Consider the following 18,093-nt stretch of genomic DNA (forward strand, 5'->3'; position numbering starts at 1 on the left):
GTTGCGGTCCCTCCGGATCGGGCAGCCGACCAGGATCGCCGTCAGATGCGGTCGTGCCAGGCGGTCCGCCTGAAGGATTCTTGAGTCGGACCAGCGGGCACAATTTCCATGCCTTTAGGGTCGCGGTCACGGGCGTTGAGGATCGAGCCATGAGCCATCGGGGCATGCGCTGCCGGAGCGAGTATGGCCACACGGAAATCGAATCCTTCTCACGATCTTCGGCGCCTCGCTGAGCCTACGGCACCGCCGGAGTCGATCCGAATTGTCTCCAGCAGTCCCGACTTGGCGCCGCGGTAGTACCAATCATTTTGCGCGATTTGCCTGCTGGGGATCTGTCGCGCGGCTCGCCTGCGCGGGCGGACTGGCGAACCACAACAGGTGCTGCCCTAGATTCGGATACGAAACAAAACGCCTGGTAAGCGCGATCCGGCGCTGTTGCGAAGGGCGCATGGGCGGAAGGAAAACCCAATGCCGCGCCTCGTGCTCGATCTTGATGTTCGCGCAGGCCTCGTTCATCACCCTATCGATAGCGGGGGTGAGTTCTCATGTGCGATAGCACGGCACCGATGGTTGTCCGCTCGGGGTGTTCAAGCGCCCATGGGACGGAAACGTGAAAGCCCATCCGACGATCGTAGCGTTGTCCTCCGGCGCCGGACGCGCTGGCGTCGCGGTGGTTCGTGTTTCAGGACCAAGCGTCCGATTCGTTATCGAAACGATCGCGGGATCCGTGCCTGAGGCGCGCAGAGCTGCCTATCGGGCGTTGCGCGATGGCGATGGCGCGATCATCGACCACGGTCTCGTGCTGTTCTTTCCAGCGCCAGCAAGCTTCACCGGCGAGGATGTCGCCGAGTTCCATATTCATGGTTCGCGCGCGGTGCTGTCGCGGCTGCTCTCGGTGCTCGCGGCCCTGCCCGGCCTGCGCCTGGCGGAAGCGGGCGAGTTCACCCGCCGCGCTTTCGAGGCGGGCAAACTCGACCTTGCGGCCGTGGAGGGGCTCGCAGACCTGATCGATTCGGAGACGGAATGGCAGCGCAGACAGGCACTGCGGCAGATGGAAGGCGCGCTCGGCCAGGCCGCCGCTGAATGGCGCAGCGCGTTGATCAAAGCCATGACGCTGATCGAGGCCGAGATCGATTTTTCCGATGAAGGCGATGTTGCCGGGCCGCTGATCGCCGAAGCTGTCGCCGGCTGCCAGGGCGTTCTTGGTAGTCTGCGGGTAGCACTCGGTAGTTTTGCCGCCGGCGAGCGGGTGCGTGAGGGCTTTGTCGTGGTGCTCGCTGGGCCGCCGAATGCGGGCAAGTCGAGCCTACTCAATGCGATCGCCCGGAGGGACGTCGCGATCGTCTCGCCGATCGCCGGTACGACCCGGGATGCCATCGAAGTCAGGCTGGATCTGGGCGGCATTCCCGTCGTTCTTGTCGATACCGCCGGCCTGCGCGAGAGTTCCGACGAGATCGAGGCGGAAGGCGTGCGGCGCGCGCGCCAGCGGGCCGACAATGCCGACCTCGTGCTGCGATTGCGGCCGCCTGATTCGGAAACGGACCGAAAAGACAGTGGCACTACCGAGATCGTTGTCGCGACGAAGCTCGATCTTGGCGGTAGTGCTCGGCCCGGCGAGGTCGGTGTGTCCGCCATCACCGGGTCAGGACTACCGGAGTTGATGGCGCTCATCGCCTCTCGCCTGGGTAAGCTCGGTCAGGCTGAGCCCGCTCTCGTCACCCGTGAACGCCAGCGCGTCGCGGTGGCGGATGCCGCCGCCGCGATCGAACGGGCAGCCCAGCTTCCGCATGAACAGCCCGAGCTGATCGCGGAAGAGCTGCGCCTCGCTGTCCGGGCACTGGAGCGGCTGATCGGCAAGGTCGATGTCGAAGACGTGCTCGACAGCCTGTTTTCCGGCTTCTGCATCGGCAAATAGGCGGTTTTCATTGACCGCGCCGCGAGGCTTGGCTAGCGATCTCATCATGTCGAATGCACAGGCGAACGAGCGCTACGATGTCGTCGTGGTGGGCGGCGGCCATGCCGGGGCGGAAGCCGCGGCCGCGGCCGCACGTGCCGGCGCGAGGACGGCGCTCATCACCCAGCAGATTGCGACCGTTGGCGCGATGTCATGCAACCCGGCGATCGGTGGGCTCGGCAAGGGCCATCTCGTGCGCGAGATCGATGCGCTCGATGGGATCATGGCCCGCTGCGCCGATCAGGGCGGCATCCAGTTCCGCATGCTCAACCGGCGCAAGGGGCCGGCGGTGCGCGGGCCGCGCGCCCAGGCTGACCGCAAGCTCTACCGCGAGGCGGTGCAGGGAGCTCTCGCCGCCCAGTCCGGCCTGACCGTTATCGAGGGCGAGGCATTCGATCTCGAGATCGTCTCCGAGCGGGTCGCCGGTGTCGTGCTTGCGGATGGCCGTCGATTCGCCTGTGGAACGGTCGTGCTGACGACTGGAACCTTCCTGCGTGGCCTGATCCATATCGGAGAGAGACAGATTCCCGCAGGGCGCGTTGGAGAGGCGCCCTCGCTTGGCCTCTCCGCTACGCTTGAACGGCACGGATTCCCGCTCGGACGCTTGAAGACCGGAACGCCGCCACGCTTGGACGGCCGGACGATCGACTGGGCCAGCCTCGAGATGCAGCCGGGCGACGATCCACCGGAGCCGTTCTCGGTGATGACCGAGGCGATCACCACGCCGCAGATCAGCTGCGGCGTGACGCGGACGACGCTGGCGACGCATGAACTGATCCGCGCCAACCTTCATCGGGCGCCCATGTTCTCCGGCCAGATCGAAGGGCGCGGACCGCGCTATTGCCCGTCCATCGAGGACAAGGTCGGCCGCTTCGGCGATCGTGACGGCCATCAGATCTTCCTCGAACCCGAAGGCCTCGAGGATCCCACAGTCTATCCGAACGGAATCTCGACCTCGCTGCCGGAAGACGTACAGCTGGGCCTTCTCAAGACGATCCCGGGTCTTGAGCGCGCCGTCATGCTGCGGCCTGGCTATGCGATCGAGTACGATTATGTCGATCCGCGTGCGCTGAAGCCGACATTGGAGACACGGGCGGTCTCAGGGCTGTTCCTCGCCGGCCAGATCAACGGGACCACCGGCTATGAAGAAGCGGCGGCCCAGGGCTTGCTCGCGGGCCTCAATGCCGTGCGCCGTTCCTGCGGCAGCGAGCCTGTCCGCCTCGACCGGACGCAATCCTATATCGGTGTGATGGTCGACGATCTCGTGACACGCGGCGTTACGGAACCGTATCGGATGTTCACCTCGCGCGCCGAGTTCCGGCTGTCGCTACGGGTCGACAATGCCGATGAGCGCCTGACACCTTTGGGCATCGGGCTTGGTGTCGTCGCCCACGCTCGTCAGAAGCGCTTCGCGAGCCGCCAGTCAGAAATCGTTAAGCTTACCGAACTCTTACGCGAACGATCTCTCTCGCCGAATGAAGCGGCGGCGGCCGGGCTGGAGCTCAATCGCGACGGGATCAGGCGCTCGGGTTTCCAGATCCTGTCCTATCCGGCCGTCGATTTCGAGGCCCTGCTCCGTGTCTGGCCCGATCTCGCGAGCTTTTCCGAGGCGGTGCGGGCGCGTGTCGCCGCAGACGCGACCTATGCGGTTTATCTCGACCGGCAGGCGGCCGAGATCGAATCCTATCAGCGCGACCAGGCGCTGGCGCTGCCTGCCGATCTTGATCTCGATGGCATCTCCGGGCTGTCGAACGAGGTGCGGATGAAGCTGCGTGCGGCCTGGCCTAGCAATCTGGCGCAGGCCGGCCGGATCGAAGGCATGACGCCAGCGGCCTTGACCTTGCTGGCCGCGCATGCGCGTAAGCATCAAACCGCCCGCATGGCGGATGCCGAGGCATGATCCTGTGAGTTCTGTTGATAAGGCGGATAACTCCGATAGGCAGCACGCTTTTCGCTTGACGCCTGTTTCACGTGAAACACAGGAGCGCCTCGCCATTCTGGTGGCGGAGCTCAAGCGTTGGCAGCAGGCGAAGAACCTCGTCTCGGGCGCGACGCTGGACGAGGTTTGGACCCGTCACGTCGCCGATTCCCTGCAATTGCTCGGCCATGCGCCGCAGGCACGACGCTGGCTCGATCTCGGCTCGGGCGGCGGCTTCCCAGGTCTCGTATTGGGCATCCGGCTGGCCGAGCTCGGCGGGCATATCGATCTCGTCGAAAGCAATGCCCGCAAATGCGCTTTCCTGCGACATGCCGCGCGCCTGACAGGCTCGCCTGTCACAGTGCACAATGCCCGGATCGAGGATGTCGTCGACGGCTTTGTCGGCAAGGTCGAAGCCGTGACGGCGCGGGCGCTTGCGCCGCTGCCGCTGCTGCTCGACTGGTGCAATGAGCTGTTGAGAACCGGGGTGACGGGAGTCTTTCCCAAGGGACAACATCTAGATGCGGAATTGACCGCCGCTGCTAAATATTGGAAGATTCAGGCCACAACGTTTCCATCCTTGACGGATTCGGCGGCCGCTATCCTGGTGATAGGCGGCGTCGAGAAACGGGCCGATTGATGACCGATTGTCAGCCTATCTCCATTCCGACGCGCCCGCGCGTGCTGGCGCTCGCCAATCAGAAGGGCGGGGTCGGCAAGACCACGACCGCGATCAATCTCGGCACTGCCCTCGCCGCGATCGGCGAGAAGGTGCTGATCATCGATCTCGATCCGCAGGGCAATGCCTCGACCGGCCTCGGTGTTGACCGGAAGAGCCGCAAGGCGTCGACCTATGACGTGCTCTGCGGCGATATCGGCCTGGGCATGGCGATGCAGGCTACCGCTGTTCCCAATTTGTTCCTGGCGCCGTCGACGCTCGACCTTCTGGGTGTCGAACTTGAGATCGCCGGAGCCAAGGACCGTGCGCTGCGTCTGAAGAAGGCGATCGACGAGCTGGTTCACGATCAGCGCTGCAGCGATCTGACCTATATCCTGATCGATTGCCCACCCTCGCTCAGCCTCATCACCATCAACGCGATGACGGCGGCGGACGCGGTCCTGGTACCGTTGCAATGCGAGTTCTTCGCACTGGAAGGCCTCAGCCAGTTGCTCAAGACGGTCGAGCAGGTGCGGGCCGGCCTTAATCCGCGCCTGATCATCCAGGGCGTGGTGCTGACCATGTACGACCCGCGCAACAACCTCTCCGGGCAGGTCATGGCCGATGTCCGCCATTTTCTCGGCGACAAGGTCTATGAGACCGTGATCCCGCGGAATGTAAGGATCTCGGAGGCGCCCTCCTATGGCAAGCCGGCGCTGCTCTATGACCTGCGCTGTGCAGGTTCGCAGGCCTATCTGAAGCTGGCCTCGGAGGTGATCAAGCGCGAGCGCACGCTGCGCGCCGCCTGATCGGTAAGAAAGGTTCAAGAGGAATGGCAATGGTCGAGGAACAGGGGCGTTCGCGTCTTGGCCGGGGTCTGGCCGCGTTGATCGGCGATGTCGGCGAGGAGATCGGTGCGATCGAACGGGCGCGCGGACAGCGCAAGGTCCCCGTCGAGTTCCTGCGCCCGAATGCGCGCAATCCGCGCAAGGCCTTCGCTGAAGCCGAACTCGAGGACCTTGCAGCCTCGGTACGCGAGCGCGGCATCCTGCAACCGATCATCGTGCGCTCCATCCCGGGCATGATCGACGCCTATGAGATCATTGCCGGCGAGCGACGCTGGCGGGCGGCGCAGCGAGCCGAACTGCATGACGTCCCCGTCATCCTGGTCGAAGCCAATGATCGCGAGGCGCTCGAAATCGCCATCGTCGAGAATGTCCAGCGTGCCGATCTCAACGCAATGGAAGAAGCGGCCGGCTATGAGCGGCTGATCGCCGAATTCGACTATACGCAGAACGACCTCGCCAAGGTGATCGGCAAGAGCCGCTCGCATGTGGCGAACACGCTGCGCCTGAGCAAGTTGCCGGAGCCGGTCAAGCGCATGGTCGGCGAAGGCGCGGTCTCGGCCGGCCATGCCCGCGCGCTGCTCGCCGTTTCGGAGCCGGAACAGGTTGCGAAGCGCATTGTCGAGGAAGGGCTCACGGTCCGCGACATCGAGCGGCTAGGCCAAGACGAGGCGCGTAGCGAAAACAAGCCCGTCAGGGCGGCAGTGCCGAAGCCGGAGAAGGATCCGGATACGCGCGCGGTCGAGAAGGCGCTGGAGGAAGCGCTCGGTCTCGGCGTCTCGATCCAGCATCGTGCCAGCGGCGGCGGCGAGATGAGGATCAGCTACAAGACGCTGGAGCAGCTCGACGCGCTCTGTCGGCGGCTGAAGGCCTGATCAGCGGCCTCTGCCGCCCATCCGGCTGAGGGTCCAGAGTGTCCGGGCGGCGATCGGCTTGGCCATGTCGCCGTCGCGGCGCACCGCCAGCATCGCCGTTCCCAGGATCGTCACGGCCTCGCGCAATCTCGCTGCCGGCCAGGCGTTGAGCGCCGCTTCCGCCGTGGCAATGCGGGGATAGGGCAGGCGCATGGCGCCGACCGCCTCGCGCGCCGGCTTGCCGCCTTCGATGGCGAGTTTTGCCTTCAGCAGGGCGAGCGTATGGCGCAGGACCGCGCCGAGCAGCACGCCCTGATCGAGCCCTTCGCCGGTGAGCTTGGCGAGTGCGAGATCGAGACTCGGCAGGCGGCCGGCGAAGACCGCGTCGACCACGCCCGCCTGCTCGCGCTGGGCGGTATCGCCGACGACGGCCTCGACATGGGCGGCCGTCAGAGCGGCGTCGTCGCCAGCATAGAGGATCAGCTTGTCGATTTCCTGGCGCGATGTCTGGCGATCGCCACCGAGCAGGCTGGTCAAAAGGTCGCGCGTGCTGCGATCGATGCTCTTGCCGGCTGCCCTCGCCATCTCGTCGACGATCGTGCCGAGATCGCGTGCGGCATCGCCATAGCAAGGTACGGCAAGCGCGGATCTGGCGCGCTCGCAGGCGGTGCGCAGCGGATTGGACTTCTGCAGGTCGCCGGCTTCGATGATGACGACCGCATCCTGCGACGGCGTTGCCAGCAAGGGCTCGACGGCTGCGACGAGCGGGCGCGAGGTCGGCGACACCCGGATGGCGCGGCGACCGCCGAACAGGCCGATGGTGTTGGCTTCGTCGACCAACTTGAGAGGGTCCGAAGCGATGTCGTCGCCATCCATGCGAATCAGCTGGAAGGCGTCCTGCGGGTCGTCGACGCTGCCGCGTGCAAGCGCGGCAGCCCGTTCGGAGATCAGGCCGGCGTCAGGGCCATAGAACAGGAAGAGGCGCCAGGCAGGATCGGGGCGCGCAAGCGCGCGATCCGCCTCATGCGCCTTGATCATGGCCATCGGCTCAGCCGGCGACGAGCGCAGCGGCGACGCGGGCCTTGATCAGCTGGGCCAGGTTCTTGGCGGCGCGAATCTGCGCGTCGCGTGCTGCGCGCAGCGAGGCAAAACGTTGCTGCGAGCGCTCATAGGGTGCCCGGACGACACTCTGACCGGAGGCGACGATCTCGTTCGAGCCGACACGGAGGAGCTGCCAATCGACCGTGGCGACCAGGGTCGCGGAATCTGCGCGGCCATTGGCGTAGTCGACCGTGATGACCTCGAGCGATTCCTTGGTCGTCGCTTCGAGCTTCAGGATCTTCTGCCGGTCGGGCGCACCGCCGCCGTCGAACTCGAAGACGAGCTCGTTGCGCAGATAGTGGCCGACCAGGCCCTTGATCTCCGGCACGTCGATGCCGAGCATGGCGTTGCGGACATTGCCGCCGACCTTGCTCACCGTGCCTTCGCCATAGAGCGGCTGAAAGCAGCCGCCGACGAGCGCGGCAAAGCCGAGAGCAGCTGCAAGCGCCAATGGTCGGCGGCGCGTCATGGTGCCGGTCTCAGACGACGACATTCACGATCCTCCCCGGCACCACGATCACCTTGCGGATCGGCCGGTTCTCCAGAGCCCTGGCGACAGCTTCGGAGGCGCGTACGATCGCCTCGACCGCCACCGTATCGGCATCGGCGGGCACCGTCACCTCCGCCCGCTTCTTGCCGTTGACCTGCACCGGCAGGATCTTGCTGTCATCCTGTAACAAATCCGTTTCGGTCTGCGGCCAGGACGCCTCGCCGGCGAGGCCCGGAAGCGTCAGCGCCTGCCAGCACTCCTCGGCCAGATGCGGCATCATCGGCGCGACAAGCTGCGTGGCGATCATGGCGGATTCATGCAAGGCGAACGCCAAGTCCGCCGGGACGTCTGCCGATTCGGCGGCGCCATCGAGCGCTTTGCCGATGGCGTTGGTCAGCGTGTAGACATGGGCGATGCAACGGTTGAAGGCGAGCCGCTCGATATCGGCGCCGACGGCGTGCAAAGCGCGGTGGCTCGCCTTGCGCAGGGCAAGCGCCGGCTCCGAGAACGTGGCCGGGCGTGAAGGCTGACCGCCGACGCGCTCGCCGATCTCGGCGACCAGGCGCCAGAGCCGCTGCACGAAGCGGGCCGCGCCCTGGACGCCTTCATCACTCCAGATCACGTCGCGATCCGGCGGTGAATCGGAGAGCATGAACCAGCGGGCGGTGTCGGCGCCGTAGGAGGCGATGATGTCGTCGGGGTCGACGACATTCTTCTTCGACTTCGACATCTTCTCGATCGAGCCGATCTCGATCGGGGCCCCGGTCTCGACGTCGAAGCCGCGGCGCTCATTGCCGACCGTCTCGATCCGGACATTGCCGGGCTCCACCCAGGCGCCATCCTCAGCCCGGTAGGTCTCGTGCACGACCATGCCTTGCGTGAACATGCCGGCGAAGGGCTCGTCCAGCCCGGTATGGCCGGTCGCCTTCATCGCGCGCGTGAAAAAGCGCGAATAGAGAAGATGCAGGATCGCGTGCTCGACGCCGCCGATATACTGGTCCACGGGCAGGAAACGGTCGACAGCCTTGCGGTCGGTCGGGCTGTCGGTGCGCCAAGGGTCGGTGAAGCGGGCGAAATACCAGGACGAATCGACGAAGGTGTCCATGGTGTCGGTTTCGCGCCGAGCCTTGCCGCCGCATTGCGGGCAGGCGACATGCTTCCAGCTCGGATGATGATCGAGCGGGTTGCCGGGCTTGTCGAAGGATACGTCGTCCGGGAGCTTGACCGGCAGGTCCTGCTCCGGCACCGGAACGACGCCGCAATCCTGGCAATGCACGATCGGAATCGGGCAGCCCCAGTAGCGCTGGCGCGAGATGCCCCAGTCGCGCAGGCGGAAATTGACCTTGCGCTGGGCAATAGGGCGATTGCCGAGAATCTCGGCCTCCAGCCGCCTGGCGACTTCTTCTTTCGCCTCCGGAATGGTCATGCCGTCGAGGAAGCGTGAATTGATCATCCGACCTTCGCCGTCATAGGCGGTGTCGGTGACGACGAAGCTCGCCGGATCGGTGCCCTCCGGACAGACGACCGGAGTGTTGCCGAGCCCATACTTGTTGACGAAGTCGAGGTCGCGCTGGTCATGGGCCGGGCAGCCGAAGATCGCGCCGGTGCCGTACTCCAGCAGGACGAAATTCGCGACATAAACCGGCAGGGTCCATGTGGGATCAAAGGGATGGGCAGCGCGCAGGCCGGTGTCGAAACCCTGCTTCTCGGCCTTGTCGATATTTTCCTGCGCCGTGCCGGTCTTCTTGCATTCGGCGATGAAGTCCTGCAGCGCTGGATTCGTTTCGGCAGCGGCCTTGGCGAGCGGATGGTCGGGGGCGACCGCGAGGAACTTGGCGCCGAACAATGTGTCGGGGCGGGTCGTGTAGACCTCGACCTCGCTCTGGCCCAGTGCATTCGATTCGAGAGCGAAACGAACAAGTAGCCCTTCCGAGCGGCCGATCCAGTTCTTCTGCATCAGCCGGACCTTGTCCGGCCAGCGGGTCAGGCCTTCCAGCGCGTCGTTCAGCTCCTGGCCGAAGGCGGTGATCTTGAAGAACCACTGGGTCAGCTCGCGCAGCTCCACCGGCGCGCCCGAGCGCCAGCCGCGGCCGTCGATGACCTGCTCATTGGCGAGCACGGTCTCGTCGACCGGGTCCCAGTTGACCTTGGCGGTCTTGCGATCGACCAGCCCTGCCTTCAGGAAGTCGAGGAAGAGCTTCTGCTGGTGCTTGTAATAGCTGGCGTCGCAGGTGGCGAGCTCGCGGCTCCAGTCGAGCGACAGGCCCATCGATTGCAGCTGGCCGCGCATCGTCGCGATATTGGCATAGGTCCAGTCACGCGGATGGACCTTGTTGGCCTTGGCGGCATTCTCGGCCGGCAGGCCGAACGCGTCCCAACCCATCGGGTGCAGCACCGAGAAGCCCTTGGCGCGCTTGTAGCGGGCGACGACGTCGCCCATCGCATAATTGCGGACATGGCCCATATGGATGCGCCCCGATGGATAGGGGAACATCTCGAGCACGTAGTAGGGCGGCCGGGTATCGTCGTTGCGGGTCTCGAAGAGCTTGCGCTCATCCCAGACCCTGCGCCATTTCGGCTCGGCTTCCTTTGGATTGTAGCGTTCGACGGCCATGCTGATCGTGTCGTTCTTGCGTGAGCGGACTGGGCCGGACTAGGACACCATCGTAGCCCCCGGGTCAATGTTCGGAACGGCTTGGCGGGAACGCGTAAGGCGAGGACGGGTCGAAATGTCGGATGTCGTGGCGAGACTTCAGGAAACGCGGACTGCGATCGCCCGCGCCGCGCGCGACTTCGGCCGCAAGCCGGAGTCGGTGACGCTGGTGGCAGTCTCCAAGACCAAGCCGGTCGAGATGATCGTGCCGGTCCTGGGCGCCGGCCAGATCGATTTCGGCGAGAACTATGTCCAGGAGGCCAAGGAGAAGTGGCCGGCGCTGCGCGAGCGCTTCCCGCAGGCCAGGGTGCACATGATCGGCCCGCTGCAGTCGAACAAGGCGCGCGACGCGGTGGCGCTGTTCGATGTGATCCAGTCGCTCGACCGCGAGAGCCTCGCCAAGGAGCTGGCGCGCGAGATCGAGCGCGCGGGCAAGGCGCCGCTGCTGATCGTGCAGGTCAATACCGGCGCCGAGCCGCAGAAGGGCGGCGTGCTGCCAGGCGAGGCCGACGCCTTCCTGGAGCTGTGCCGGAGCCGTTACGGCCTGACCATCGCGGGACTGATGTGCATTCCCCCGGCCGACGACCCGCCCTCGCCGCATTTCGCCCTGCTCGGCAAGATCGCGGAGCGCAACGGCCTCAAGACCCTGTCGATGGGGATGAGCGCCGATTACGAGGCGGCGATCCAGCTCGGCGCCACCCATGTCCGTGTCGGCAGCGCGATTTTTGGTGCGCGGGGCTGACGGAGCCGTTCAGGTCGCGGCCGGGGCGGGAGCCCGGTCGGCGTCCGCCAGGACGACCCGGTTGCGGCCCGATGACTTCGCCGCATAGAGCGCCTTGTCGGCACGCTCGATCACGTCCTCGATGTCGCGGTCCTGCTCGCAGACGATCGCGGCGCCGACGCTTATGGTGAGATCGATCTGGGCCAGCCCCTGCGTCACCACGGTCGCGCCGACCGATTCGCGGATTCGATTGGCGAGGTTCTCGGCGCCCTGCGCATCGGTTTCGCGCAGCAGCACGACGAATTCCTCGCCGCCGAAGCGGGCCACCTTGTCGGTCGTGCGGATCTGGCCGGCGATGATCTTGGCGACGGCGCGGATCACCTCATCGCCGGCGGCATGGCCGAAGCTGTCGTTGATGCGCTTGAAATGATCGATGTCGAACATCAGGACGCCGAGATTGCGCCGGTAGCGCTTGTAATAGTTCATCGCGTCCTCGGCGAAGGGCAGGAAGGCGCGGCGATTGAGCAGGCTCGTAAGCGGGTCGGTATCGGCGAGGATCTGCAGGGTATGCAGGTCGGAGCCGAGGCGGCGCGTCTTCTCCTCGGCTTCTCGCGCCTGCTTGTCGGCCTTGGCCTTCACGTCGCGGATCGTCGCCTCGGCGTCGCGGGCGCCTCTCTCGGCGGTCCCCAGTCGACGAAGCAGCGAGCGCAGCGCGGCGGAGAGCTGGAGGATGTCGCGCGAGCCATGCTGGCGCTGGATGCCGGCAGCGCTCGGGTCTCGCCCGATCAGGTCCACCGAGCGGCAAAGGCGGGTCAGAGGGCTTGCGACCGTCCCCGCAAGGAACCAGGCCAAGGCTGCACCGATGACGGCAACGGCCAGGCCGAGCAGGGCGATGACGGCGGTGAGACGGTTGGCGGGCGCGAGTGCGACATCGACCGGACGGCGTGCTGCAACGATCCAACCCAGCCCCGGATAGTCATCCTGTCCCTTGGTGGCGGCCAATGCTGTCAGCATTGGTTGATCGGCAGAGCGATCGATGAAGGAAACGCCATAGCGCGCACCTGCGAGCTGCGCGGTGTCGAAAGGCCTGGCATCCTTGGGGCCGAGCAGTACGGAGCCGTCCCGCCCGATCACCCAGAGCTCGGAAGTGAGCGCGGGATCATGGTTCCGCAGAACATTGTCGCGCAGATTGCCGGCCCAGTTCCAGCTCAGATGCGCGCCGAGCACGCCGACCTTGGCGCCGGTCGGCCCGAAGACGGGCATGGCGACGTCGACGAAGCGGAAGGGCGCCTCGTCCGGGCTCTTGCGCAGGAGGCCATCGAGCAGCTTGGCGTCGTGGACATCCTCGACGGCCGGGCCAGCGAGGCCGTTGACGAACCATGGCCGCTGGGCGACGGAGACGCCTTCGAGCATGCCACGCGTCGCAGCGCGGACGTTTCCGTTCGGCTCGGCAAGGCCGAGCCAGGCATAATCGCTCAGACTCTGCTGCAATTGCATCAAGACCGCCCGGCTGCGGGCAGGATTGTCCTGCCAGAGACCGCGCAGCGGCTCCATCTGCGCCAAGTTCCTGATCTCGCGGTAGCGCTCGAACATGTTCTGGTCGAGCCGGTCGGACATGGTACGGGCGAGCGCGACGAGCTCGAGATTGGCCTCGGCCACGGCGTCCCGGCGCGCCAGCCAGGCGGCGCCCGCGGCCGAGACCGCGACGACGATGATGCAGAGCAGGCCGGCCATGGCCGCGGTCTGCTCCCGCAGTGTCAGGCGATCGGCGAGACCAACCAGTGACAGGCGCCTTTGCATGATCCTCTCCGGCAAAACCGTCGGAGAGGATCGATAGTGCTGCCGAATCGTCCGTTAACGGGCGCCAGGCCTCTGACGTGATGGTTCTTCCGAGGTGAACAGCACGATTCGAATGCGCTGGCTTGCCCCCGCCTGGAGCAATTCCGCAATTCTGCGAATCGCGGAATTGGTCTGGATTTTTGTCTTATCGCATTGTCTTCACGCGAACCGGCGTCCGCTTCGCTCGCAAATGCTCTAGATCGGCTGGCCGACGTCGATGCGGTTGCCGTCGGGGTCCTCGAAGACGAAGGCGCGCAAGCCGTAGTCCTGGTCGCGCAGTCCCTTGACGATGCGCAGGCCGTGAGAGCGGCAGAGCTCGTGCAAGGCGTCGACGTCATCGACCATGATATGGGCGATGTTGAACGGCGCCGCCTTATAGTCCTTCTGCAGGGTCAGATGGATCTCGGCCTTGCCCTGCTTGAGAATCGTGAAGCCGACCGGCTGGCCGTTCTCGAAGGTCTTGGTGAAGCCGAGGACGCCGACATAGAAGGCGCAGGCGCGTTCCATGTCCTTGACGGGGAACATGGCGGCGACGCGGCCGAAGCCGATCTCGGGCATGGGCGAATCAGTCATGGCACAGTCTCTTGCTGGGAGCTGGCCTGACCTCAGCGGGGCGGTGCCCGCTCAAGTCCGGCGCTCCTGAAATCGATCGATGAGACGGTGCTCGCGGCCAGTATCTCCAGACGGGCTCGGCTTGCAAGCGGTCAGCGCACCACGATCGTGCAGCGCCGAGCCAGCCTGGGCAGGACCTTGCCGAAGATGTCGCCGGTGACGGCGACGCAGCCTGCGGTCGGGGTGAAGCCAGGCCGGGCGAGGTGCCAGAAGATGGCGCTGCCGCGGCCGCGCTGGATCGGCGCGTCGTTCCAGCCGAGCTCGACGATGACGTCGTAGAGATTGTCGGCGCGGGCGAGCCGCTCCTGCGCCTCGCCGGGCGGCCGGTCGATCAGGCGGTTGTAGCGCCGGTCGGTCTGGTCGTCGCACCAGGCGTCGCGCGGCGTGATGGCACGGACTGGCAGCAGGCTCGCGGGGCGCGGCCGCCGGTCGGCACGGTAGAAGACCCGGCGCAGCGGCAGCTTCGCCCGGGGCGTGCCGCCGTCGCCCTCGCGCTTGGCGACAACGATGCCGGAGCGGCCGAGCGCGCAGGGAAAGGCGGCGGAGCCGGCGATGAGGAAGCCCTTGCGGCGATCACGCACCGAACGCACCACCACCAGTTTCGTCAGCCGCCGGCCTGCCGCAGCGCGATCATCACGTCTTTTCACAGCTCATCCATCTTGCGTGATCTGCCGGCCGTTTCCGGTTGCCTGGCGCGGTTTCCGTTTGACCGGCTTCGGCCGGGCCGTCAGAATCTGCGCTGAACTCAATATGTTGGAGCGCGGGCAGTTCGCAAAGGTGGCTCCCACTTCTGCCGAACATGCTCTAATGTCGCGCCAACGCAAACGGGCTGAATCGCCTTCATGTCTGCAATCCATCATATCCTGCTGGTCGATGACGACCAGATGTTGCGCGATGCGCTCGCCGAGCAGCTCGCCCTCTATGACGAATTCAAGGTGTCGTCCGCGCCGAACGCGACGGCGAGCCTGAAGGCGGTGCAGGCCGAGCGCATCGACCTCGTGGTCATGGATGTCGGCCTGCCCGACATGGATGGCCGTGAAGCGGTGAAGCTGATGCGCAAGAACGGCTTCAAGGGGCCGGTGGTGATGCTGACCGGGCAAGGCTCGGATGCCGACACCGTGCTCGGGCTGGAAGCCGGCGCCAACGACTATGTAGTGAAGCCGTTCAAGTTCGCCGTGCTGCTGGCACGCATCCGCGCGCATCTGCGCCAGTACGAGGCCAGCGAGGACGCCATTTTTCAAGTTGGCCCGTACACATTTCACCCAGGGTCCAAGCTGCTGGTCAGCGCCAAGGGCTCGAAGACCAAGCTCACCGAGAAGGAGACGGCGATCCTGCGCTTCCTCTATCGCGCCGGCCGCAAGCCGATCGCGCGCGAGACCCTGCTGCAGGAGGTCTGGGGCTATAATTCGCAGGTCACGACGCATACGCTCGAGACCCATATCTACCGCCTGCGCCAGAAGATCGAGCCGGACCCTGCCAATGCGCGCTTGCTCGTCACCGACGCCGGTGGCTACCGGCTGAATCCGTAGTCCTGAATGTCGCTCAACGACGACATCGCTCTGTTGGCCCGTCAGCCGCTGCTGGGCCTGATGGATCGCGATGCCCTGCGCCTGCTCGCCTTCGCCGCCGAGACGAGGTCCCTGCGGGCCGGAGACGTGCTGTTCCGGCGTGGCGAGGGCTCGGACGGGGCCTTCCTGATCATCTCCGGCGCGGTCGCGCTGAAGCGCGAGGATGATGGCCGCCCGGCCGACGAGGTCGTCGGGCCAGGAGCGCTGATCGGCGAGCTTGCGCTGTTCACGGCGCTGGAGCGGCCGGTGACCGCGATCGCGCGCGAGCCGACGCAGGTGATGCGCCTGGCGCGCAGCGTGATGCGCCGGGTGCTCGGCGAATCACCGGATTCGGCACAGGCGATCGCGGCGGCGGTGGCGGAGCGGCTGCATGCGTTCAACAGCGAGCTGGCCGCAGTCGGGACCGCGCTCAGGGCGATCGACGTGCGCTGAACGCGCTCACAGCTCCAGCTGCACCGTGACCGGGACATGATCCGAAGGCCGTTCCCAGCCGCGTGCTTCGCTCAGGAACGAGAGGTCGCGCAGCGTCGGCTTCAGGGCGTCCGAGAGCCAGATATGGTCGAGCCGGCGGCCGCGATTAGAGGCCTGCCAGTCGGCGGCGCGGTAGCTCCACCAGCTGTAGAGCTTCTCAGGCTCGGGCTTTAGCGTGCGGGCGGCGTCGGTCCAGCCGAGCTCGCTGCGCAGTTTTTCCAATGTCGTGGTCTCGATCGGGGTGTGGCTGACGACGTCGAGCAGCTGCTTGTGACTCCAGACATCGTGTTCGTAGGGGGCGATGTTGAGATCGCCGACCAAAATGCTCGGCCGTCCGGCTGGGTTGCGGGAGACGCCCCAGGCGCCGATGGAGTCGAGAAATTGCAGCTTGTGGGCGAATTTCGGGTTCGCTTCGGGATCGGCGATGTCGCCGCCGGCCGGGATGTAGAAATTATGGATGGCGATCCCGGCAGCCGCGCCGGCGCCCTTGTCGAGCACCACGGTCATGTGGCGGGCGTCGTTGCGCTCGCACATCGCCATCGCCTCCTTCTCGGAGAAGGGCAGCCTGGAGACGATCGCGACGCCGTTATAGCCCTTGTTGCCGATGAAGGCCTGGTGGACATAGCCGGCCTCGGCGAAGGCCTTGGCCGGGAACTGCTCGTCCGGCGTCTTGGTCTCCTGCAGGCAGAGGATGTCGGGCTGGTGGTTCTTGAGGAACTCGGTGACCAGGCCGATGCGCAAGCGCACCGAGTTGATGTTCCAGGTGGTGACGGAGAGCTGCACGCAGGGATTCCGGCGGAAAGGGAAGCCGGAAACTGGGTCGTCAGCCCTAGAAAAGCAAGCGCCGCTGTGCAGCGGTGCTCAAAGCACGCGCTGATAGTCGATCACGAAGTTCTTCTGGTCGGGACGGCGCTGGGTGTCGAGATTATAGAGCGAGACCGAGGTTTCGTAGCCCTGCGGGTCGATCACCACCCATTGCCGGAGCTCGTTGGCGGTGAGGTCGAAGTTCAATGTGATCTTGGATGTGCCGCCCAGGGTCGAGCGATCCTCGAGCTTGAGCGAGAGGATGTCGCCCTTGGTGCTGACTCCGGTGACAGTGGTGTCGCGCTCGAGACTGATCTGCTCCTTGAGCAGGAATTTCAGCGGCGTCTGGCCGATCGAATAGAGGTCCTGTGTCGCGAGCTTGCGATCGCGGATCGCGACCGAGGTGCCGTCGGCAACAACTTCCATCGTCACCGGTGGGCGGTACTCGAAACGCATCTTGCCCGGGCGCAGGACATAGAGCTTGCCCTCGAAGCGGCGCCCGTCGGCGGCAAACTGGATGAAGTCGCCCTGTAGAGTCGAGAAACCGTTGAAATACGCGTTAAGCCGCTCGACAGCTTCGGCTTTCGATAGCGGGGCGCTGGGCTTGGGCGAACGGGCCGGGGCCGCCGCGCGCGGCTCGTTATTGGCGGTGACGACAGGGGCGGGAGCGCGCGCGCCCGGCGCCGGTGCGGCCGCTTCGGCCTGGACTGCATCGGTACGCGGCATCCCCAGGCCCGGCGGCCGGATCGGCGGCAGGGGGATCGCGCGCTGCACCGGGCGGGCCGCAACTGCGGGCTGACCGCTCGGCTTGATGTCGAGCGGCTGGGCGTAGACCGGACCCGACGCCAGCGCGAGCGCCAGGGCGGCGGCTGCGAGGGCTGGCATGGGCGAGAGACTGGTCATGGAGCTCCGGTGTCCGGTTGGCGGCCTTCTGGCGAAATATCGTGCCGCCCAGGCGGGCCGGCAAGGGTTCAACGCGTCAGCAGGCAACGAGGTTGCACCGGGCTGATGGCATTTTCAGGACCGGTTTCGCGCCACTTGGCCGCAGCCAGCCTCGCTAGTCCTCGTCTTCCCTGGCTCTTCCGGTTTCGACGAGGATTTCGCGTTTTCCGGCGTGGTTGGCAGGGCCGACGATGCCCTCGTTCTCCATCCGCTCCATGATCGAGGCGGCGCGGTTGTAGCCGATCTGCAGGCGGCGCTGGATATAGGAGGTCGAGGCCTTCTTGTCGCGCAGCACCACCGCCACCGCCTGCTCATAGGGGTCGTCGCTCTCCGACTGGCCCATGGCGCTCTTGTCGAAGACCGCCCCGTCCTCGTCCTCGGCGCCGCCGGCCTCGTCCTCGGCCGTGACCGCGTCGAGATAGTCCGGCCGCCCCTGCGTCTTCAGATGCGCGACGACCTTCTCGACCTCGGCGTCCGAGACGAACGGGCCGTGCACGCGGGTGATCCGGCCGCCGCCGGCCATGTAGAGCATGTCGCCCTGGCCCAGCAGCTGCTCGGCGCCCATCTCGCCCAGAATGGTGCGCGAGTCGATCTTGCTGGTGACCTGGAAGGAGATCCGCGTCGGGAAGTTCGCCTTGATCGTGCCGGTGATCACGTCGACCG

General features: G+C 65.9%; 18 protein-coding genes. 8 read left to right on the forward strand and 10 right to left on the reverse strand.

Annotated features, from left to right (window positions below):
* Positions 1-303 precede the first annotated feature (303 nt).
* Positions 304-516 (reverse strand): hypothetical protein, encoded by a 213-nt coding sequence (locus tag BMZ21_RS15305; RefSeq protein WP_091835942.1) that lies wholly within the window; start codon positions 514-516, stop codon positions 304-306.
* A gap of 94 nt (positions 517-610) precedes the next feature.
* Here BMZ21_RS15305 and mnmE point away from each other — a divergent pair, with 94 nt between their 5' ends.
* The 5 genes from mnmE to BMZ21_RS15330 are packed head-to-tail and all read left to right on the forward strand — an operon-like array spanning position 611 to position 6,250.
* Positions 611-1,915: a tRNA uridine-5-carboxymethylaminomethyl(34) synthesis GTPase MnmE gene (mnmE, locus tag BMZ21_RS15310; RefSeq protein WP_091835945.1), complete on the forward strand. Its 1,305-nt coding sequence runs from the start codon at positions 611-613 to the stop codon at positions 1,913-1,915.
* Between the two features lie 46 nt (positions 1,916-1,961).
* Entirely contained in the window at positions 1,962-3,854 is a 1,893-nt protein-coding gene (mnmG, locus tag BMZ21_RS15315) for a tRNA uridine-5-carboxymethylaminomethyl(34) synthesis enzyme MnmG (RefSeq protein WP_091835948.1), read from the forward strand.
* The gene (gene rsmG / locus BMZ21_RS15320; RefSeq protein ID WP_091835952.1) at positions 3,841-4,512 is read left to right on the forward strand and encodes a 16S rRNA (guanine(527)-N(7))-methyltransferase RsmG; all 672 of its coding nucleotides are present in this window, start codon (positions 3,841-3,843) and stop codon (positions 4,510-4,512) included. The genes mnmG and rsmG overlap by 14 nt, the downstream gene beginning before the upstream one ends.
* On the forward strand, positions 4,512-5,339 hold the full coding sequence (locus BMZ21_RS15325) for a ParA family protein (protein ID WP_091835955.1): 828 nt from the start codon (positions 4,512-4,514) through the stop codon (positions 5,337-5,339). Before rsmG ends, BMZ21_RS15325 begins: the two co-directional genes overlap by 1 nt.
* Positions 5,340-5,368: 29 nt before the next feature.
* Entirely contained in the window at positions 5,369-6,250 is an 882-nt protein-coding gene (locus tag BMZ21_RS15330) for a ParB/RepB/Spo0J family partition protein (protein ID WP_091835958.1), read from the forward strand.
* Here BMZ21_RS15330 and holA read toward each other — a convergent pair whose 3' ends face one another.
* Genes holA through leuS form a run of 3 tightly spaced genes read right to left on the reverse strand, consistent with a single transcriptional unit; the run spans position 6,251 to position 10,434 of the window.
* Positions 6,251-7,273 carry a DNA polymerase III subunit delta gene (gene holA, locus BMZ21_RS15335; RefSeq protein ID WP_091835961.1) on the reverse strand — a complete coding sequence of 341 codons (1,023 nt, stop codon included), beginning with the start codon at positions 7,271-7,273 and terminating at the stop codon, positions 6,251-6,253. It lies immediately after the preceding gene.
* Between the two features lie 4 nt (positions 7,274-7,277).
* Complete coding sequence (lptE, locus tag BMZ21_RS15340; protein ID WP_091835964.1) at positions 7,278-7,823, reverse strand: LPS assembly lipoprotein LptE; 546 nt, start codon at positions 7,821-7,823, stop codon at positions 7,278-7,280.
* Entirely contained in the window at positions 7,810-10,434 is a 2,625-nt protein-coding gene (leuS, locus tag BMZ21_RS15345) for a leucine--tRNA ligase (protein ID WP_091835967.1), read from the reverse strand. Before leuS ends, lptE begins: the two co-directional genes overlap by 14 nt.
* Positions 10,435-10,549: 115 nt before the next feature.
* Here leuS and BMZ21_RS15350 point away from each other — a divergent pair, with 115 nt between their 5' ends.
* Entirely contained in the window at positions 10,550-11,215 is a 666-nt protein-coding gene (locus tag BMZ21_RS15350) for a YggS family pyridoxal phosphate-dependent enzyme (protein ID WP_091835970.1), read from the forward strand.
* 9 nt (positions 11,216-11,224) lie between these two features.
* Here the strand turns inward: BMZ21_RS15350 and BMZ21_RS15355 are convergent, their stop codons facing one another.
* From BMZ21_RS15355 to BMZ21_RS15365, 3 genes are all read right to left on the reverse strand, one after another.
* Positions 11,225-12,994: a sensor domain-containing diguanylate cyclase gene (locus BMZ21_RS15355; RefSeq protein ID WP_244543853.1), complete on the reverse strand. Its 1,770-nt coding sequence runs from the start codon at positions 12,992-12,994 to the stop codon at positions 11,225-11,227.
* 234 nt (positions 12,995-13,228) lie between these two features.
* The gene (locus tag BMZ21_RS15360) at positions 13,229-13,606 is read right to left on the reverse strand and encodes a VOC family protein (protein WP_091835973.1); all 378 of its coding nucleotides are present in this window, start codon (positions 13,604-13,606) and stop codon (positions 13,229-13,231) included.
* Between the two features lie 131 nt (positions 13,607-13,737).
* On the reverse strand, positions 13,738-14,292 hold the full coding sequence (locus tag BMZ21_RS15365; protein WP_091835976.1) for a L,D-transpeptidase family protein: 555 nt from the start codon (positions 14,290-14,292) through the stop codon (positions 13,738-13,740).
* A 195-nt stretch (positions 14,293-14,487) separates the two neighbouring features.
* Here BMZ21_RS15365 and BMZ21_RS15370 point away from each other — a divergent pair, with 195 nt between their 5' ends.
* Both BMZ21_RS15370 and BMZ21_RS15375 read left to right on the forward strand, forming a co-directional pair.
* Entirely contained in the window at positions 14,488-15,174 is a 687-nt protein-coding gene (locus tag BMZ21_RS15370; RefSeq protein WP_091835979.1) for a response regulator transcription factor, read from the forward strand.
* A 6-nt stretch (positions 15,175-15,180) separates the two neighbouring features.
* Positions 15,181-15,645: a cyclic nucleotide-binding domain-containing protein gene (locus BMZ21_RS15375; RefSeq protein WP_091835983.1), complete on the forward strand. Its 465-nt coding sequence runs from the start codon at positions 15,181-15,183 to the stop codon at positions 15,643-15,645.
* Between the two features lie 6 nt (positions 15,646-15,651).
* Here the strand turns inward: BMZ21_RS15375 and xth are convergent, their stop codons facing one another.
* The 3 genes from xth to BMZ21_RS15390 all read right to left on the reverse strand — a co-directional run.
* On the reverse strand, positions 15,652-16,467 hold the full coding sequence (gene xth, locus BMZ21_RS15380) for an exodeoxyribonuclease III (RefSeq protein WP_091835986.1): 816 nt from the start codon (positions 16,465-16,467) through the stop codon (positions 15,652-15,654).
* A gap of 78 nt (positions 16,468-16,545) precedes the next feature.
* Positions 16,546-17,391, reverse strand: coding sequence for an outer-membrane lipoprotein carrier protein LolA (locus BMZ21_RS15385; protein ID WP_091835989.1), 846 nt, complete (start codon positions 17,389-17,391; stop codon positions 16,546-16,548).
* 154 nt (positions 17,392-17,545) lie between these two features.
* Positions 17,546-18,093: DNA translocase FtsK (locus tag BMZ21_RS15390; RefSeq protein WP_143079716.1), on the reverse strand; the 548-nt coding region annotated here is incomplete at its 5' end.

The sequence above is a fragment of the Allobosea lupini genome (assembly GCF_900109525.1).
Lineage (GTDB): Bacteria > Pseudomonadota > Alphaproteobacteria > Rhizobiales > Beijerinckiaceae > Allobosea > Allobosea lupini.

Excerpts from the sequence above, each read along its gene's own strand:
- BMZ21_RS15330 (WP_091835958.1), top strand. The coding sequence starts at position 5,369 with ATGGTCGAGGAACAGGGGCGTTCGCGTCTTGGCCGGGGTCTGGCCGCG.
- BMZ21_RS15360 (WP_091835973.1), bottom strand. The coding sequence starts at position 13,606 with ATGACTGATTCGCCCATGCCCGAGATCGGCTTCGGCCGCGTCGCCGCC.
- leuS (WP_091835967.1), bottom strand. The coding sequence starts at position 10,434 with ATGGCCGTCGAACGCTACAATCCAAAGGAAGCCGAGCCGAAATGGCGC.
- BMZ21_RS15355 (WP_244543853.1), bottom strand. The coding sequence starts at position 12,994 with ATGCAAAGGCGCCTGTCACTGGTTGGTCTCGCCGATCGCCTGACACTG.
- holA (WP_091835961.1), bottom strand. The coding sequence starts at position 7,273 with ATGGCCATGATCAAGGCGCATGAGGCGGATCGCGCGCTTGCGCGCCCC.
- BMZ21_RS15375 (WP_091835983.1), top strand. The coding sequence starts at position 15,181 with ATGTCGCTCAACGACGACATCGCTCTGTTGGCCCGTCAGCCGCTGCTG.
- BMZ21_RS15385 (WP_091835989.1), bottom strand. The coding sequence starts at position 17,391 with ATGACCAGTCTCTCGCCCATGCCAGCCCTCGCAGCCGCCGCCCTGGCG.
- lptE (WP_091835964.1), bottom strand. The coding sequence starts at position 7,823 with ATGTCGTCGTCTGAGACCGGCACCATGACGCGCCGCCGACCATTGGCG.
- BMZ21_RS15325 (WP_091835955.1), top strand. The coding sequence starts at position 4,512 with ATGACCGATTGTCAGCCTATCTCCATTCCGACGCGCCCGCGCGTGCTG.
- mnmG (WP_091835948.1), top strand. The coding sequence starts at position 1,962 with ATGTCGAATGCACAGGCGAACGAGCGCTACGATGTCGTCGTGGTGGGC.
- BMZ21_RS15370 (WP_091835979.1), top strand. The coding sequence starts at position 14,488 with ATGTCTGCAATCCATCATATCCTGCTGGTCGATGACGACCAGATGTTG.
- rsmG (WP_091835952.1), top strand. The coding sequence starts at position 3,841 with ATGCCGAGGCATGATCCTGTGAGTTCTGTTGATAAGGCGGATAACTCC.
- BMZ21_RS15305 (WP_091835942.1), bottom strand. The coding sequence starts at position 516 with ATGAACGAGGCCTGCGCGAACATCAAGATCGAGCACGAGGCGCGGCAT.
- BMZ21_RS15350 (WP_091835970.1), top strand. The coding sequence starts at position 10,550 with ATGTCGGATGTCGTGGCGAGACTTCAGGAAACGCGGACTGCGATCGCC.